The organism is Massilia sp. SYSU DXS3249, from assembly GCF_053668055.1.
Genome location: NZ_JBSIPX010000001.1, coordinates 86,897 through 103,671, shown reverse-complemented (window position 1 = coordinate 103,671; position 16,775 = coordinate 86,897). Strand labels below are relative to the sequence as shown.

Sequence of the window (16,775 nt, the reverse complement as noted above, 5' to 3'; positions counted from 1 at the left end):
GGGCGCCCCGGCGCCTCCGCCCTTCCCTGAAACACTCTTGCCGAAAGTTCCCGAACTGCGACCTGGCGAACGGAACAACCTCCTGAAGCCATCGACAATAGGAGAAACGAACCAAGGCGAGGCCAGGATGAAGACCGTACGACTGACATTCAAGACCGAAGTACCAGCACCCGTCGCGGACGTCTGGTCATGGTCGACTTCCATCCGCGGCATCAAGTCGGAGATGTGGCCTATCCTGAAGATCACTTTTCCCAAGGGGATGACGGGGATCGACAAGGACACGACGCTGGCCAAACCGCTGTGCCGCTGCCAGTTCCTGCTGCTGGGCGTGGTGCCGATCGACATGTCGAAGCTGACCTTCGTCGAATTCGAGCCGGGCCACCGCTTCGTCGAGCAATCCCCGTTGCTGTCGATGCGCTTCTGGCGCCACGAGCGTGTCGTCACGCCGTCGGCAGACGGCGAGGCCGGCACGACGGTCACCGACAACCTGGAGTTCTCGCCGCGCTTCGGGACGCCGATGGTGCGCTTCTTCATGAAGAAGTTTTTCGAGCACAGGCATGAGGTGCTGGCGCGCTCGTTTCGCTAGCGCGAACGGTCTGCAGGGCAATCAGCTGGAAGGGTGCGGCACGTGAGGTGCGTGGCCTGCCCAGCTGGGTTCGAACCAGCGACCCTCAGCTTAGAAGGCTGATGCTCTATCCAACTGAGCTATGGGCAGTCGACGCCGGCGAAACTGCCGGCAGAATGGAAAACGGGCCGTCGAAGACGGCCCGTTTGTAATGCGTGGTCGGAGTACAAGGATTCGAACCTTGGACCCCCTGGTCCCAAACCAGGTGCGCTACCGGGCTGCGCTACACTCCGAATGCCTTCATCATACTCGCCAAGCGGGGGCGCGTCAATGTGCGCACCGCCCTCACCGCGAGGATTGGTGCTTCAGGCTCAGGCTGCGAGCTTGTCGGCGATGCGGCGCGCCATGCTTTCGGCCATCTCCGCGTTCTTGGCCTCGACCATCACGCGGATCAGCGGCTCGGTACCCGAGGCGCGGATCAGGACGCGGCCGTTGTCGCCGAGCTCGCGCTCGACCGCTTCCTTCTCGGCCATCATGGCCGAATCCTTGGTCCAGTCGAACCCGGGGGCAACGCGCTTGTTGATCAGGGTTTGCGGATAAAGGGTCAGCGCGCCGCAGCAGGCTTCGAGCGACTTCCCGCTGCGCTTGAGTGCGGACAGCACTTGCAGCGCGGACACGATGCCATCGCCGGTCGTGTGCTTGTCGAGTGCCAGCAGGTGGCCCGAGCCTTCGCCGCCGAACAGCCAGCCGCGCTCCTGCATCACTTCCAGCACGTAACGGTCGCCAACTTTCGCGCGGGCGAAACCGATGCCCATTTCCTTGAACGCCACTTCGAGGGCCATGTTGGTCATCAGCGTGCCGACGGCGCCGGCCACCGGGCCGGTCGACATGCGGTCGCGCACCATGATGTAGAGCAGTTCGTCGCCGTTGTAGACGCGGCCGGTGGCGTCGACCATGATCAGGCGGTCGGCGTCGCCGTCGAGCGCGATGCCGAGGTCGGCCTTGTGCTCGACGACGGCGGCGGACAGCGCCTTCGGTGCGGTGGCGCCGAAGCCGGCGTTGATGTTGAAGCCGTCCGGCGTGGCACCGATCGAGATGACTTCCGCGCCGAGTTCGTGGAAGACGTGCGGTGCGATGTTGTAGGCGGCGCCGTGTGCGCTGTCGACGACGATCTTCAGGCCGCGCAGGTCCAGTTCGTTCGGGAAAGTGCTCTTGCAGAACTCGATGTAGCGGCCCTGGGCGTCGCGCAGGCGCGTGGCGCGGCCGAGCTTATCGGACGGGACGCAATCCATCGGCTGGTCGATCGCTTCTTCGATCGACAGCTCGACGCTGTCGGGCAGCTTGGTGCCATGTTCGGAGAAGAACTTGATGCCGTTGTCCTGGAAAGGATTGTGCGATGCCGAAATCACGACGCCGGCCTGCAGGCGCAGCGCGCGCGTCAGGTAAGCGATCGCCGGGGTCGGCATCGGGCCGGCCAGCATCACGTCGACGCCGGCGGCGGAGAAACCGGCTTCCAGCGCCGCTTCAAGCATGTAGCCGGAGATGCGGGTGTCTTTGCCGATCAGAACGGTCGGACGGGTGCCCGTGGCATTGTCCTTGGCCAGCACCTTGCCGGCCGCGTAGCCCAGGCGCATGACGAAGTCAGGCGTGATTGGAGACATGCCAACCTGACCACGGATGCCATCCGTACCGAAATATTTACGTGCCATGCTTCTTCTCTTTTATTGTGGGTTTAATCAATGGTGGCCGCGCGCCAGACCTTCAGCGCGTCGACCGTCTCTGCAACATCATGCACTCGTACAATTTTAGCGCCATGCGCGAAAGCAGCCAACGCGCCTGCGATGCTACCCGGCAAGCGCTCTTCCACTGGGCGTCCAGTAACGGCGCCGATCATGGATTTGCGCGACAGGCCGATCAGGACAGGCAGGCCCAATTCGTCGCCAATCCGGCCTGTCGCGCGCAGCAAGGCATAGTTTTGCTCGACGGTCTTGCCGAAGCCGAGCCCGGGATCGACGCAGATCCGCTCGCGCTCGATGCCGGCCGCCGTCAAGGCGGCGACGCGCTCGCGCAGGAAATCGATGACTTCACGCACCACGTCGGTGTACACGGGCTGGGCCTGCATGTCCTGGGGCGTGCCCTGCATGTGCATCACGCACAGCCCGCAATCGCTCCCCTGCACCGCTTCGATGGCGCCTGGCGCACGGAAGCCGTTGATGTCGTTGATCATGTCCGCGCCGGCAATGATCGCCTCGCGCATCACGGCGGGCTTGCAGGTGTCGACCGACAGCGCGCGGCCCAGGCCCTGCAGCGCATACAGGGCCGGCATCACGCGGCGCAGCTCTTCTTCGAGCGGAACGGAAGGCGAGCCCGGACGGGTCGATTCGCCGCCGATGTCGATCAGGTCGACGCCACCCGCGACCATCTGCTCGGCATGGGAGACGGCAAACTCGAGCGCACCATAGCGGCCGCCATCGGAGAAGGAATCGGGCGTGACATTCAGGATGCCCATGACGAGCGGTCGCTGCTCCAGCCGGAAGCTGAAACGTCCACATTGCAGGAGTTGACGCATAAATAGGAAAGCGGTTGGAGGTAAAGGCAGGCACGGGGCGCAGCGCTCAGGGACCCCGGACAAATCGTGGGGGACGCTGTTAACGAGCAAAAGGCATCCGCAGGGATGCCTTTTGCTCAGTGATGCTACGTGAACGACACGTGCCGGAACTCAGGAAGTTTCAAGCAGTGCGTCAGGCCGGTGCCGGGGCGTTGGTCGCCACGCCGCCCGAACCGCTGTCGCCAGGCGGGTTGCGCTTGGTCAGCAGGCCCGCTTTCGGCGCCTTCGGCTCGCGGCCGGCCATGATGTCGTTGATCTGCTCGGAATCGATGGTTTCCCAGTCGAGCAGCGCCTTGGTCATCATTTCGACCTTGTCGCGGTTCTCTTCCAGCAGGCGGCGCGCCAGCGCGTACTGCGTGTCGAGGATCGCACGGATTTCCGCATCGACCTTCTGCTGCGTCGCTTCCGAGATGGTCTTGGTGGCGCCGCCGAAGAAGCCTTCGTTCTCGCTGTCTTCGTAGACCATCACGCCCATGCTCTCGGACATGCCGAAGCGGGTCACCATCGAGCGCGCCAGCTTGGTGGCACGCGAGAAGTCGTTCGAGGCGCCGGTCGACATCTGGCCGACGAAGATTTCCTCGGCAATACGGCCGCCGAACAGGATCGAGATCTCTTCCAGCATCTTGTCCTTGTAACCCGACAGCGCGTCGTGCTCGGGCAGCTGCCAGGTCAGGCCCAGCGCGTAACCGCGCGGCATGATCGTGACCTTGTGCACCGGATCGGCCTTCGGCAGCAGCTTGGCGATGACCGCGTGGCCCGACTCGTGGTAGGCCGTGTTGCGGCGCTCTTCCTCCCGCATGACCATCGACTTGCGCTCCGGCCCCATGTAGATCTTGTCCTTGGCGTCCTCGAAGTCGCCCATCTCGACCAGGCGCTTGTTGCGGCGTGCCGCGAACAGGGCGGCCTCGTTCACCAGGTTGGCGAGGTCGGCGCCCGAGAAGCCCGGGGTACCGCGCGCCAGGATGTCGGCCTTGACGTCGGCGCCGATCGGCACCTTGCGCATGTGCACGTTCAGGATCTGTTCGCGGCCGCGGATGTCCGGCAGGCCCACCATCACCTGGCGGTCGAAACGGCCCGGACGCAGCAGCGCCTTGTCCAGCACGTCGGCGCGGTTGGTCGCGGCGATCACGATGACGCCCGAGGTGGCTTCGAAGCCGTCCATCTCGACCAGCAGCTGGTTCAGCGTCTGCTCGCGTTCGTCGTTGCCGCCGCCCATGCCGGCGCCGCGGTGACGGCCGACCGCGTCGATCTCGTCGATGAAGATGATGCAGGGCGAATGCTTCTTCGCGTTCTCGAACATGTCGCGCACGCGGGAGGCGCCGACGCCGACGAACATCTCGACGAAGTCGGAACCGGAGATCGAGAAGAACGGCACTTTCGCTTCGCCGGCGATGGCACGCGCCAGCAGGGTCTTACCGGTGCCCGGAGGACCGACCATCAGCACGCCGCGCGGGATGCGGCCGCCGAGTTTCTGGAACTTGGTCGGGTCTTTCAGGAAGTCGACGATTTCGCTGACTTCTTCTTTCGCTTCGTCGCAACCGGCGACGTCGGCGAAGGTGACGCTGTTGTTCGTTTCATCGAGCATGCGCGCCTTGGACTTGCCGAACGAGAACGCCCCGCCCTTGCCGCCGCCCTGCATCTGGCGCATGAAGAAGACCCAGACGCCGATGAGCAGAAGCATCGGGAACCAGGAGATGAAGACTTGCTGCAGGAACGATGGCTCTTCCGGCGGCTTCACGTCGAAGCGCACGCCGTTTTCGCGCAGGTCGCCGATCAGGCCGCGGTCGAGGATGGTCGCGGTGGCGCGCACCTTGGTGTCGTCCGAGCGCGTGGCCGTGATGTTCTGGCCCTCGATGACCACATCCTTGATGCGGCGCGCTTTCACATCGTCGAGCAGCTCGGAATAAGCGATGGTCTTGCTGCCACCGGCAGGGCTATGGTTGTCGAACTGCTTGAACAGCATGAACAACAGCAGTGCGACTACCACCCAGATGGCAGATTTGGAAAACATATTATTCACGAAAACTCCTCCGATGCGGATCGCACCAATACTGATTTGAGACTGCAGATTTTACTCGGGATTTTACTCGCAACGAGCGGGCCGTGCTACGCACAGGCCGACATGATGCCATATTGCCACTTTCCACCCCATTTCTGGAGGCGTTCACGACATTTCAACACCTGTTGCAGGGCATCACGCCGTCCATGTGCGGCTGCGATCTCAAATATCAAGGGCCGCGTTGGATAAGGACGCCGATTTATTCCACTGGATTCTTCAGACCACGCCCAAGCAGGAAAATTTCCGACGACTTGTCTCGGCTCGCTTTCGGTTTGATTTGCTTGACGGTCTTGAATTCGGTGCGGAACTTCTCGACGATCTGGGTAAAGCCCATATCCTTGAAGCACTTCACCAACAATGCTCCCGGCGGCTTTAAATGCATTTGAGAAAACTCAATCGCGAGATCGATCAAATGTTCCATCCGCGCAGCGTCCGCCGTCGGAATCCCTGACAGATTGGGCGCCATGTCGGAGAGCACGAGGTCGGCCTTGCGGCCTTCCAGCACGCCGGCTAGTTGGTCTAGTACAACATCTTCGCGGAAGTCGCCCTGGATGTAATGCACATCGGCGACCGGCTCCATCGGCAGGATGTCGAGGCCGATGATGGTGCCGTTGATGCCGCCGCCTTCCTTGCCGGCCAGCTTGCGCCGCGTGTACTGGGCCCAGCTGCCGGGCGTGCAGCCGAGGTCGACGATGACCTGGCCCGGCTTGATGAGTTTTTCCGCTTCGTCGATTTCTTTCAGCTTGTAGGCGGCGCGTGCGCGGAACCCGTCTTTTTGCGCCTGTTTCACGTACGGGTCGTTAATATGGTCGTGTAACCAGTTTTTGTTTAATTTGTTCTTGGCCATTCGCGTAGAATACTGCTTTTATAGGTACATCAAAAAATTATTATGCTTACACTTACTCCCGTCGAGCGCAGCGCACTGCGCGCGGAAGCCCATGGTCTGAAACCTGTGGTCATGATCGGCGAATCGGGCCTGACTGAGTCCGTGATGAAGGAAATCGCGGCCAGCCTCGACGCGCACGGCCTGATCAAGGTCCGCGTGTTCGGCGACGAGCGCGAAGAGCGCGTCGCCATGTACGAACAGATCTGCGAAGAACTCGGCGCCGCGCCGGTCCAGCACATCGGCAAGCTGCTGGTCCTGTACCGCCCGAAAAAGGAAGTCGTCAAGGAACGCAGCAGCAAGGCCGGCAAGGGCATGCGCGAAGTCACCATCGTCAAGGCCAGCGCCAGCGGCACCAAGAAGCCGAGCGTCACCAAGGTCATGATCAAGGGGAACGAGCGGGTCACCGCCGGCGGCAACATCAAGCGCGCGAAACCGCGCCAGGCCAGCACCAAGAAGAATGCGCTGAACAAGTAAGCGCTACGTACAGCGATCAAAAAACCGAAGCGAGTCTTCGGTTTTTTTTGATCTGTCGATTTGGCCGAATACGGCGCGGCATCCTTCGCCGCGGTTCTGGCTGTCAGACGGCGTGGGCAGTGGGGATGGCTAAATGCCGGCACCACGAATGCCCACCCTACCCGCACCCGCCATCAGCGCGACTTCACCAGCAGCACCGCCGCCAGTACGCTCTCGATCAGGTGGAACAGCTGCGACACCCCATGCATGATTGCGAACTGCGTCCACAGCGGCGAGGCGCGCACGCCCGCCGGGCCGGCCGCTTCGCGCAGCGCGACCATCGCCGGCTGCAGGCCGACATACATCACCAGCGCGCAGGCCAGCATGGCCAGCACCAGCAGGTTCAGGAAACGCTTGCGGCCCGCCTGCAGGTCGGGCGAAACACGCACCAGCACCAGCATCAGCGCCGCGCAGGCAAAGCTGATCCAGGCCAGGCGGCGCAGGAACGCGCCGACGATGTCGCCCGCCACCGGCCCGCCCACGCTGGCAAACACCGCCGGCGCGGCGATGTAGCCCAGCACCCACAGCGCACCGGCCCACAGGCCGGCGACCAAGAGGCGAGCACCCGGCAGGCGGCCGGCGAGCGCGCCCATCAGACGTAACGCACTTCGAGGATTTCGTATTCGCGCGGGCCGGACGGCGCCTGCACTTCGACCACGTCGCCGGCAAACTTGCCGATCAGGGCGCGCGCAATCGGCGAGGTCACCGACACCTTGTTCAGCTTGATGTCCGCTTCGTCGAGGCCGACGATCTGGTAGCTCACCTTCTGGCCCGACTCCAGGTCCTCGAGGTCGACGGTGGACGCGAAGACCACGCGGCCTTCGGCGTCGAGCGTGGCCGGGTCGATGATCTGGGCGGCACTCAGCTTGCCTTCGAGTTCGGCGATGCGGCCCTCGACGAAGGCCTGGCGCTCCTTGGCCGCGTCGTATTCCGCGTTCTCCGACAGGTCGCCGTGCGAGCGCGCTTCGGCGATCGCGTCGATGACGATGCGGCGCTCCTTGGTCTTGAGCTGGTGCAGCTCTTCTTTCAGGAGTTGGGCGCCGTACTTGGTCAGTGGGATCGTGTTGTTCATTTCTCTGCTTTTACAAAACTGAAAACCTGCCGCAAGCGGTTGCATGCGGCTGCATGCGGCCCATGGCAGGTTCCCTGGTTATCGGTGGACGCCCCAAGCGTGGACGTACCAAGTGAAAACCACAGAGGCGCACGACGCAAGCCGCGCGAGCTCTGTGGTTTGACGGTACTGCTAATGCTTATCTACTGCTTACTTGGTGCTGCTTGCTGCGCCTAGTTTAAGGCGTTATGCAGCCCTTGTAAATCGTAGACCCGAATCGCGTCCAGATGGCGCATGCCCTGGATCGCCGCTTCGGCGCCGGCGATGGTCGTGTAGGTCACCACGCGCGAGGCCAGGGCCGAGGTGCGGATGGTGCGCGAGTCGACGATCGCACTGCGCTTTTCCTCGACCGTGTTGATGACCATTTCGATCTCGTGGTTCTTGATCATGTCGACCACGTGCGGACGGCCTTCGATCACCTTGTTCACGGCCAGCACCGGCAGGCCCGCGGCCGCGATGACGGCGGCCGTGCCCTTGGTCGCCGCCAGCGTGAAGCCGAGGGCCACCAGGTCGCGCGCCACCTGCACCGCGCGCGGCTTGTCGGAGGCCTTCACCGACAGGAACACGCGGCCCGAGGTCGGCAGCTTGATGCCGGCGCCGATCTGCGATTTGACGAAGGCTTCGCCGAAGGTTTCGCCCACACCCATCACTTCGCCGGTCGACTTCATTTCCGGTCCGAGGATGGTGTCGACACCCGGGAACTTCACGAACGGGAACACGGCTTCCTTGACGCTGTAGAACGGCGGCGTCACCTCTTGCGTGACGCCCTGGGCGGCCAGGCTCTGGCCGACCATGCAGCGCGCCGCGACTTTCGCCAACTGGATGCCGGTAGCCTTCGACACGAACGGCACGGTACGCGAAGCGCGCGGGTTCACTTCCAGCACGAACACGGTATCGACCGTCTTGCCGTCGACTTCCTTCTGCTGGATCGCGAACTGCACGTTCATCAGGCCGACCACGTTCAGGCCCTTCGCCATCAGCGCGGTCTGGCGCTTGAGTTCGTCGATCGTCTCTTGCGAGAGCGAATACGGCGGCAGCGAGCAGGCCGAATCGCCCGAGTGCACGCCGGCCTGTTCGATGTGCTCCATCACGCCGCCGATGAAGGTGGTCTCGCCGTCCGAGATGCAGTCGACGTCGACTTCGATGGCGTCGTTCAGGAAGCGGTCAAGCAGCACCGGCGAATCGTTCGAGACCTTCACCGCTTCGCGCATGTAGCGCTCGAGGTCGCGCTGCTCGTGGACGATTTCCATGGCGCGGCCGCCCAGCACGTAGGACGGGCGCACGACCAGCGGGTAACCGATTTCCTGGGCCAGTTCGAGGGCCTCGGCTTCGGTGCGCGCGGTGCGGTTCGGCGGCTGGCGCAGGTTCAGCTGCTGCAGCATCTGCTGGAAGCGCTCGCGGTCTTCGGCCGCGTCGATCATGTCGGGCGAGGTGCCGACGATCGGCACGCCGTTCGCCTCGAGGTCCAGCGCCAGCTTCAGCGGCGTCTGGCCGCCGTACTGCACGATCACGCCGACCGGCTTTTCCAGGTCGACGATTTCCAGCACGTCTTCCAGCGTCAGCGATTCGAAGTACAGGCGGTCCGAGGTATCGTAGTCGGTCGACACGGTCTCCGGATTGCAGTTGACCATGATGGTCTCGTAGCCGTCTTCGCGCATGGCGAGGGCCGCGTGCACGCAGCAGTAGTCGAACTCGATGCCCTGGCCGATGCGGTTCGGGCCACCGCCCAGCACCATGATCTTCTTCTTGTCGGTCGGCGCCGCCTCGCATTCCTCGTCGTAGGTCGAGTACATGTAGGCGGTGTCGGTCGAGAACTCGGCGGCGCAGGTGTCGACGCGCTTGTAGACCGGGCGGATGCCCAGCGCGTGGCGGCGCTCGCGCACCGCGGCTTGCGTCGTGTGCATCAGGAAGGCCATGCGCGCGTCCGAGAAGCCCTTCTGCTTCAACTTGTACAGCGTCGGCTTGTCGAGGTTCTCGAGCTTCTGGTGATCCAGCCACAGTTCGATGTCGACGATTTCCTTGATCTGGATGAGGAACCACGGATCGATCCTGGTCAGCGCGTGCACTTCTTCCAGGGTGAAGCCCTGGGCAAAGGCGTCGCCCACGTACCAGATGCGCTCAGGGCCCGGCTCGCCGAGTTCTTCTTCGATGACTTCGCGGTCGCGGGTCTTTTCGTTCAGGCCGTCCACGCCCACTTCCAGGCCGCGCAGGGCCTTCTGGAAGGATTCCTGGAAGGTGCGGCCCATGGCCATGACTTCACCGACCGACTTCATCTGGGTGGTCAGGTGCTTGTCGGCGGCCGGGAATTTTTCGAAGGCGAAGCGCGGGATCTTGGTGACGACGTAGTCGATCGACGGCTCAAACGAGGCCGGGGTCGCGCCGCCGGTGATCTCGTTGCGCAGTTCGTCCAGCGTGAAGCCGACGGCCAGCTTGGCCGCCACCTTGGCGATCGGGAAGCCGGTCGCTTTCGAGGCCAGCGCCGAGGAGCGCGAGACGCGCGGATTCATCTCGATGACGATCATGCGGCCGTCGTTCGGGTTGATCGCGAACTGCACGTTCGAGCCGCCGGTGTCGACGCCGATTTCGCGCAGCACCGCGATCGACGCGTTGCGCATGATCTGGTATTCCTTGTCGGTCAGCGTCTGGGCCGGCGCGACCGTGATCGAATCGCCGGTGTGCACGCCCATCGGATCCAGGTTCTCGATCGAGCAGATGATGATGCAGTTGTCGGCCTTGTCGCGCACGACTTCCATCTCGTACTCTTTCCAGCCGAGCAGCGACTCTTCGATCAGCAGCTCGTTGGTCGGCGAGGCTTCCAGGCCGCGCTTGCAGATGGCCTCGAATTCCTCTTCGTTGTAGGCGATGCCGCCGCCGCTGCCGCCCATCGTGAACGAAGGACGGATGATGGTCGGGAAGCCCAGCTCGCGCTGCACGGCGCGTGCCTCGTCCATGCTGTGCGCCACGCCCGAGCGTGCCGAACCCAGGCCGATCTTGGTCATCGCGTCCTTGAACTTGGAGCGGTCCTCGGCCTTGTCGATCGCTTCCGGCGAGGCGCCGATCAGTTCGACCTTGTACTTGTCGAGGATGCCGTGGCGGTGCAGGTCGAGCGCGCAGTTGAGCGCGGTCTGGCCGCCCATGGTCGGCAGGATCGCGTCCGGACGCTCCTTCTCGATGATCGCTTCGACGACCTTCCAGGTGATCGGCTCGATGTAGGTGACGTCGGCCATTTCCGGGTCGGTCATGATGGTCGCCGGGTTGCTGTTGACCAGGATGACTTTATAACCCTCGTCGCGCAGGGCCTTGCAGGCTTGCGCGCCCGAGTAATCGAATTCGGCCGCCTGGCCGATGATGATCGGACCGGCGCCGATGATCAGGATGCTTTTGATATCACTACGCTTTGGCATTTATTTCTTCTCCTGCGCTTGCATCAGGCCGATGAAGCGGTCAAACAGATAGGCGACGTCGGTCGGGCCAGGGGACGCTTCCGGGTGGCCCTGGAAGCAGAAGGCCGGCTTGTCGGTACGGGCGAAGCCCTGCAGCGAACCGTCGAACAGCGACACGTGGGTCACGCGGCAGTTGGCCGGCAGGGTTTCCGGATCGACGGCGAAACCGTGGTTCTGCGAGGTGATGAGCACCTTCTTCGAGTCCAGGTCCTGCACCGGGTGGTTGGCGCCGTGGTGGCCGAACTTCATCTTCATCGTCTTCGCACCGGAGGCGAGCGCCATGATCTGGTGGCCGAGGCAGATGCCGAAGGTCGGGTAGCCCTCTTCGATCAGTTCGGCGGTGGCCTTGATCGCGTAGTCGCAAGGCTCCGGGTCGCCCGGGCCGTTGGCGAGGAAGATGCCGTCCGGGTTCAGGGCGCGCGCATCTGCGGCGGTGGCCTGGGCCGGCAACACGGTCACCTTGCAGCCGCGCTCGGCCAGCATGCGCAGGATGTTGCGCTTGACGCCGTAGTCGAAGGCGACGACGTGGTACTGGGGATTGTCCTGCTTGCCGAAGCCCTCGCCCAGCTTCCATTCGGTCTCGGTGAACTCGTACGGCTCCTTGACCGAGACGACCTTCGCCAGGTCCATGCCGGCCAGGCCGGGGAAGGAACGCGCCAGTTCCAGCGCCTGCGCTTCGGATGGCTGGTTGCCCTGGGTGCCGGTCAGGATGGCGCCGGCCTGGGCGCCCTTCTCGCGCAGCAGGCGGGTGAGCTTACGCGTGTCGATGCCGGAGATGGCCACGACGTTCTCGGCCTTCAGGTAATCGGACAGGGATTGGGTGGAGCGGAAGTTCGATGCGATGAGCGGCAGGTCACGGATGATCAGGCCTGCGGCGTGGACTTTGCTCGCCTCGACGTCGGCGCCGTTGACGCCATAGTTGCCGATGTGCGGGTACGTCAGGGTGACGATCTGACGCGAATAGCTGGGGTCGGTCAGGATTTCCTGGTAGCCGGTAATGGCGGTATTGAACACCACTTCACCGGTCGTGTGGCCGGCGGCACCGATGGAAACACCTCGAAAAATCGTTCCGTCTGCGAGGGCCAGGATGGCCGGGACGGCTGGGCCAGAAAAAAATGGCGGCAAGGGTAACTCCCAATAAAGTTACCGTAGCTGCGCCACGTCAGACCGGCATCCAAAACCTGCGCACGCGTTAAGCGTTCATAGGGTGGAAGTCGTTTTTGAATGAGGAATGGATGGTAGGCGCTACGGCAAGTAAATGAATGGCTAAACCTCTCAATTATAGCGCGGAATACGCTTTGCGGCAATGCACCATCGGCGCTTAGCGGGGCAACATGCTGTTTTTTGCTTACCGATGAGCAGAACTATCCGCGCCCGAATTGACTTGCAGCGGCCATCATACGACGCCTGAACGCGTGCATGGCGCACGCGTTCAAGCAGCGCATCAGGCCCCCAGCGCGGCGATACCCGCCTTGGCGATCTGCGCATCCTCATTCGACTTTACGCCCGACACCCCGACTGCGCCAATGACGTGGCCGTCGACGATGATCGGCACGCCGCCCTCGAGCATGCCCTGGATCGCCGGCGCCGACAGGAAGGACACGCGGCCACCGTTGATGACGTCCTCGTAGACCTTCGATTCGCGCCGGCCCAGCGCGGCCGTGTTGGCCTTGGCCGGGGCGATGTGGCTCGACACGGGCGGCGCGCCGTCCAGGCGCTGCAGCCACAGCAGGTGGCCGCCGTCGTCGACGATGGCGAACGTCACCGCCCAGTTGTTCTTGAGCGCTTCGGCTTCGGCGCCGGCCGCGATGATCTTCACGTCGTCCAGGGTCAGCATCGGTTTGGTTTTCATGGTTTTCTCCTGTGGCGTTATGGCTGTTGTTTGGCCTTGAGTTTGGCTTTGATTTGAGGCATGACTGCGGCGGCGGCCTGCTCGCCGGCCAGGATCGCCAGGTTGCGGCCGTTGAAGTCGGCGCTGCCCATCTTGCCCAGCGCCGGCGTGATGACGATGTCGGCGTCCTTCAGTTCGAAGTGGTTGATGCGCTGGCCCATGATGCTGAAGGTCTGCATCAGCACGTCGAGCGAACTGTTGGTGGCTTGGGTGTCGGCCTGGGTCGAGATGTTGACCGCGATGATGAAGTCGGCCCCCATCTCGCGCACGAATTTCACGGGCACGGGCGCCACCAGGCCGCCGTCGACATAGGTCTTGGCGCCGATTTTAACGGGCTGGAACACACTTGGCACGCTCGACGAGGCACGCACCGCCAGGCCCGCATTGCCCTTGTTGAACAGGACCGATTCGCCGGTCTTGAGGTCGGTGGCGACGGCGCCGAAGCGGATCTTGAAGCGCTCCATCGGCACGTTGTTGACCGCCTTGTTGACGTAGTTCTGCAGGGCCTCGCCCTTGAGCACGCCCGAGGATTTGGAAAACAGCGGCAGCGCCCAGTCGGAGATGGTCGCCTCGTCCATGTCCATGGCGGTACGCTGCAGCGTGAAGCCGTTGTAGCCCGACGCGTAGAGCGCGCCGACCACCGAACCAGCGCTGGTGCCGACCACGATCTCGGGATGGATGCCCTGCGCCTCGAGCGCCTTGATGACCCCGATGTGGGCGAAGCCGCGCGCGGCGCCGCCACCCAGGGCCAGGCCGATCTTGACCTTTTTGGGAGGCGGTGGCGGGGCCTGGACGGCGACCGGGGCTGGAGCGGGAGGCGGCGTGGAGCCGCAGCCGGAAATAGCAACCCCGGCCAGTGCGGCAAGGGCTATGAGAGAAGTGCGTCGAGAGAACATGGTCGGGAGTGGGTGGAGAATCCCCGATTGTAACGCGCATCGATGCGCCGTGGATGAGGCCGGGCTTAGCCCGGCAGCGAGGTATTCGGCAGCACCGCCGTAAAGCTGCTCCCCTCCCCCGGCGTCGAGCTGATCTTCAGGCGGCCGCCATGGCGCAGCAGCACGTGCTTGACGATCGCCAGGCCCAGCCCGGTGCCCTGGGTGTCGCGCGAGCGGCTCTTGTCGACGCGGTAGAAGCGCTCGGTCAGGCGCGAGATGTGCTGGGGGTCGATGCCGATGCCGGAGTCCGTCACCGAGAACTGCAGGTCCGATTCCGATCGATGCCAGGCCAGCACGATCCTGCCGCCCTCCGGCGAATAGCGCACCGCATTCGAGGCCAGGTTGGCAAACGCGCTGCGCAATTCCTCCATGCTGCCCATGACGTCGGGGCCGTCCACCTGCACCTCGATCTGGTGCCGGCCGCCCGACAGCGCGCGCGCCTCGAGCGCCACCGATTCGACCAGCGCCGCGATATCGACCCGCTCGCGCCGCAGCGGGAACTCGTCGGACTCCAGGCGCGACAGCGTCAGCATGTCCTCGATCAGGCGCTGCATGCGCTGGCCTTGCTCCGTCATCAGCTTCAGGTGCGCTTCGCGAGTGGCCGCGTCCATGCAAGGGTCCGACATCGCGATCTCCAGGAAACCGACGATCACCGTCAGCGGCGTGCGCAGTTCGTGCGAGGCGTTGGCGATGAAGTCGCGGCGCATGGCCTCGATGCGCTCGGTGTCGGTGGCGTCGTGCGTGACCAGGATCTGGCGCCGGTTCTCGAAGGGGATGATGCGGCATTCGATCTTGCGGCCGCGCAGCGAGAGCGTCAGCGGCTGCTCGTAGCGCCCGAGGATGATGTAGTCGATGAAGTCGGGATGGCGCACCAGGTTCGTCACCCGCAGGCCCTTGTCGCGCTCGAGCGTCAGGCCCAGGTGGCGTTCGGCCGCCGGGTTGCACCACTCGAGGAACAGCACGTCGTCCATGATCGCCACGCCTTCGGGCAGCAGGCGCATCGCCTGGCGAAAGCGCGCCAGCCATTCGGTCAGCTCGTTCTGGTTGCGCTCGTCCTCGCGGCGCAGGCGGTACAGGCGCGCGAAGACGTCGGTCCAGGCGCCCCAGCCGTCGGGCAGGCGGTTCGATGCCGGATCATCGAGCCACTGGCCCAGCTGGTGCAGGTAGGACAGCTGGACGAACAGCGCGACGATCGCGCCGGCCAGGGCCAGGGCCAGGCCGGCGATCGGTCCGCCCAGCCACCAGGCAAAGGCGGCGGCCACGAACACGGTGGCCAGGCGCAGCAGCGCCGGCACCCAGAACAGCAATTTGGGATTCATCGAAACCTGATTTTGTTGTTTAGAGCGTCGAACGCAGCCATGGCGCTTGTGTTCGGCGCTCTTATTTTTCGGAGAGCATGTAGCCGACGCTGCGCACGGTGCGGATCAGCCCTTCGGCGCCCTTCAACGCCTTCCTCAGGCGCAGCACGTGCACGTCCACCGTGCGCTCCTCGATGACGGCGTGGTCGCCCCATACTTTATCGAGCAGCTGGGCGCGCGAGAACACGCGCTCGCGGTGCGCCAGCAGGAATTTCAGGAGCTTGTATTCGGCGTTGCCGATGTCGACCCCGTTGCCGTCGATGGTGACCGTGCAGCTGGCCGGGTCGAGCACCACGCTGCCGGCGCGCAGCGGCGCCTCGGCCAGGTGCGGGCTTTTCCGGCGCAGCAGCGCGCGCGACCTGGCCAGCAGTTCGCGCGGCGAGAACGGCTTGGTGACGTAATCGTCCGCGCCCGTGTTCAGTCCCGCCAGCTTGTCCTCTTCCATGCTTTTGGCGGTCAGCATGATGACCGGGATGTCCTGGAAATCGCGGTCGGCGCGCAGGCGCGAGAGCAGGCGCAGGCCGCTCTGGTCGGGCAGCATCCAGTCCAGCAGCAGCAGGTCGGGCTTGCCGTGGCTGATGCTGTCCCAGGCCGCCGCCGTGCTGCCGACCGAGGTGATTCCCCACCCCGCCTCGCGCAGCGAATAGCTCACCAGCTCGACGATCGCGGGCTCGTCTTCCACTACCAGTACGCGCGTCGTGTGCATGGGGTTCAGCCTTCCTGCACGGTCGGTTTGCTGTGGCGGATGTCGCGTCCCTCAACCACGTAGATCACGTATTCGGCGATGTTCTTCGCATGGTCGCCGATGCGTTCGATGGCTTTCGCCACCCACAGCGTGTCCAGCGCCGAGGAGATCGTGCGCGGGTCTTCCATCATGAAGGTGATCAGGTTGCGCAGGATGGTGCGGAACTCGTGGTCGATGAGCTCGTCGCCGGCGATGATTTGCAGCGCCTGCTTGCCGTCGAGGCGCGCGAAGGCGTCCAGCGAGTCGTGCAGCAGGTCGGCGGTGCTCTTGCCGATCGAGCGGATCATGTCGTAGTGGGCGAAGCTGGTCGCGCCGCGCTCGTGCAGGCTCTTCGCGGTGCGCGCGATCTTGCTGGCCTCGTCGCCGATGCGTTCCAGGTCGGTGATGACCTTGATGGTGGCCATCACGGTGCGCAGGTCGTTGGCGGTCGGCTGGCGCTTGACGATCAGGTGGCTGCAGGCGTCGTCGAGCTGCACTTCGAGCTGGTTGACCGCGTGGTCGTCGGCCATCACCTTGTCGGCCTTGGCGGAGTCGCCGACGCGGAAGCAGTTCAGGGCCTCCTCGAACTGGGTTTCCACCATGCCGCCCATCAGGAGCACTTTCGAGCGGATCGCTTCGAGTTCGTTGTCGTACTGCTTGGAAGAGTGTTCGCCAATCATGG

General features: G+C 64.0%; 15 protein-coding genes and 2 tRNA genes. 2 read left to right on the top strand and 15 right to left on the bottom strand.

Annotation, left to right across the window (positions count from 1 at the left end; all coding sequences use genetic code 11):
• Positions 1 to 127: 127 nt before the first annotated feature.
• Entirely contained in the window at positions 128 to 586 is a 459-nt protein-coding gene (locus tag ACWCIA_RS00500) for a hypothetical protein (RefSeq protein WP_454159945.1), read from the top strand.
• Between the two features lie 52 nt (positions 587 to 638).
• Here ACWCIA_RS00500 and ACWCIA_RS00495 read toward each other — a convergent pair.
• From ACWCIA_RS00495 to ACWCIA_RS00470, 6 genes are all read right to left on the bottom strand, one after another.
• Positions 639 to 715, bottom strand: a tRNA-Arg gene (locus ACWCIA_RS00495).
• 66 nt (positions 716 to 781) lie between these two features.
• Positions 782 to 858, bottom strand: a tRNA-Pro gene (locus ACWCIA_RS00490).
• A 78-nt stretch (positions 859 to 936) separates the two neighbouring features.
• Positions 937 to 2,274: a phosphoglucosamine mutase gene (gene glmM, locus ACWCIA_RS00485; protein WP_454159943.1), complete on the bottom strand. Its 1,338-nt coding sequence runs from the start codon at positions 2,272 to 2,274 to the stop codon at positions 937 to 939.
• Positions 2,275 to 2,297: 23 nt separating this feature from the next.
• Complete coding sequence (gene folP, locus ACWCIA_RS00480; RefSeq protein WP_454159942.1) at positions 2,298 to 3,134, bottom strand: dihydropteroate synthase; 837 nt, start codon at positions 3,132 to 3,134, stop codon at positions 2,298 to 2,300.
• 172 nt (positions 3,135 to 3,306) lie between these two features.
• Positions 3,307 to 5,193: an ATP-dependent zinc metalloprotease FtsH gene (ftsH, locus tag ACWCIA_RS00475; protein ID WP_454159940.1), complete on the bottom strand. Its 1,887-nt coding sequence runs from the start codon at positions 5,191 to 5,193 to the stop codon at positions 3,307 to 3,309.
• Positions 5,194 to 5,431: 238 nt separating this feature from the next.
• A complete protein-coding gene (locus ACWCIA_RS00470; protein WP_454159938.1) occupies positions 5,432 to 6,079 on the bottom strand; it encodes an RlmE family RNA methyltransferase in 648 nt (215 codons plus the stop codon).
• Between the two features lie 42 nt (positions 6,080 to 6,121).
• On the opposite strand from ACWCIA_RS00470, the gene yhbY reads away from it, so the two are divergent.
• A complete protein-coding gene (yhbY, locus tag ACWCIA_RS00465) occupies positions 6,122 to 6,592 on the top strand; it encodes a ribosome assembly RNA-binding protein YhbY (protein ID WP_454159936.1) in 471 nt (156 codons plus the stop codon).
• Between the two features lie 173 nt (positions 6,593 to 6,765).
• Here yhbY and ACWCIA_RS00460 read toward each other — a convergent pair whose 3' ends face one another.
• The 9 genes from ACWCIA_RS00460 to phoU form a co-directional block, all read right to left on the bottom strand.
• On the bottom strand, positions 6,766 to 7,224 hold the full coding sequence (locus ACWCIA_RS00460) for a DUF4149 domain-containing protein (protein ID WP_454159934.1): 459 nt from the start codon (positions 7,222 to 7,224) through the stop codon (positions 6,766 to 6,768).
• Positions 7,224 to 7,703: a transcription elongation factor GreA gene (gene greA, locus ACWCIA_RS00455; protein WP_454159932.1), complete on the bottom strand. Its 480-nt coding sequence runs from the start codon at positions 7,701 to 7,703 to the stop codon at positions 7,224 to 7,226. The genes ACWCIA_RS00460 and greA overlap by 1 nt, the downstream gene beginning before the upstream one ends.
• 212 nt (positions 7,704 to 7,915) lie before the next feature.
• The gene (gene carB, locus ACWCIA_RS00450; RefSeq protein WP_454159930.1) at positions 7,916 to 11,146 is read right to left on the bottom strand and encodes a carbamoyl-phosphate synthase large subunit; all 3,231 of its coding nucleotides are present in this window, start codon (positions 11,144 to 11,146) and stop codon (positions 7,916 to 7,918) included.
• Positions 11,147 to 12,310 (bottom strand): glutamine-hydrolyzing carbamoyl-phosphate synthase small subunit, encoded by a 1,164-nt coding sequence (carA, locus tag ACWCIA_RS00445; RefSeq protein WP_454159928.1) that lies wholly within the window; start codon positions 12,308 to 12,310, stop codon positions 11,147 to 11,149.
• A 319-nt stretch (positions 12,311 to 12,629) separates the two neighbouring features.
• Positions 12,630 to 13,037: a GlcG/HbpS family heme-binding protein gene (locus ACWCIA_RS00440; RefSeq protein ID WP_454159927.1), complete on the bottom strand. Its 408-nt coding sequence runs from the start codon at positions 13,035 to 13,037 to the stop codon at positions 12,630 to 12,632.
• A gap of 17 nt (positions 13,038 to 13,054) precedes the next feature.
• On the bottom strand, positions 13,055 to 13,972 hold the full coding sequence (locus tag ACWCIA_RS00435; RefSeq protein ID WP_454159925.1) for a patatin-like phospholipase family protein: 918 nt from the start codon (positions 13,970 to 13,972) through the stop codon (positions 13,055 to 13,057).
• A gap of 65 nt (positions 13,973 to 14,037) precedes the next feature.
• Positions 14,038 to 15,330, bottom strand: a complete 1,293-nt coding sequence (phoR, locus tag ACWCIA_RS00430; RefSeq protein WP_454159923.1) for a phosphate regulon sensor histidine kinase PhoR — start codon at positions 15,328 to 15,330, stop codon at positions 14,038 to 14,040.
• Positions 15,331 to 15,391: 61 nt separating this feature from the next.
• Positions 15,392 to 16,075 (bottom strand): response regulator, encoded by a 684-nt coding sequence (locus tag ACWCIA_RS00425; RefSeq protein WP_454159921.1) that lies wholly within the window; start codon positions 16,073 to 16,075, stop codon positions 15,392 to 15,394.
• A gap of 5 nt (positions 16,076 to 16,080) precedes the next feature.
• Entirely contained in the window at positions 16,081 to 16,773 is a 693-nt protein-coding gene (gene phoU / locus ACWCIA_RS00420) for a phosphate signaling complex protein PhoU (protein ID WP_454159919.1), read from the bottom strand.
• Positions 16,774 to 16,775: the final 2 nt, after the last annotated feature.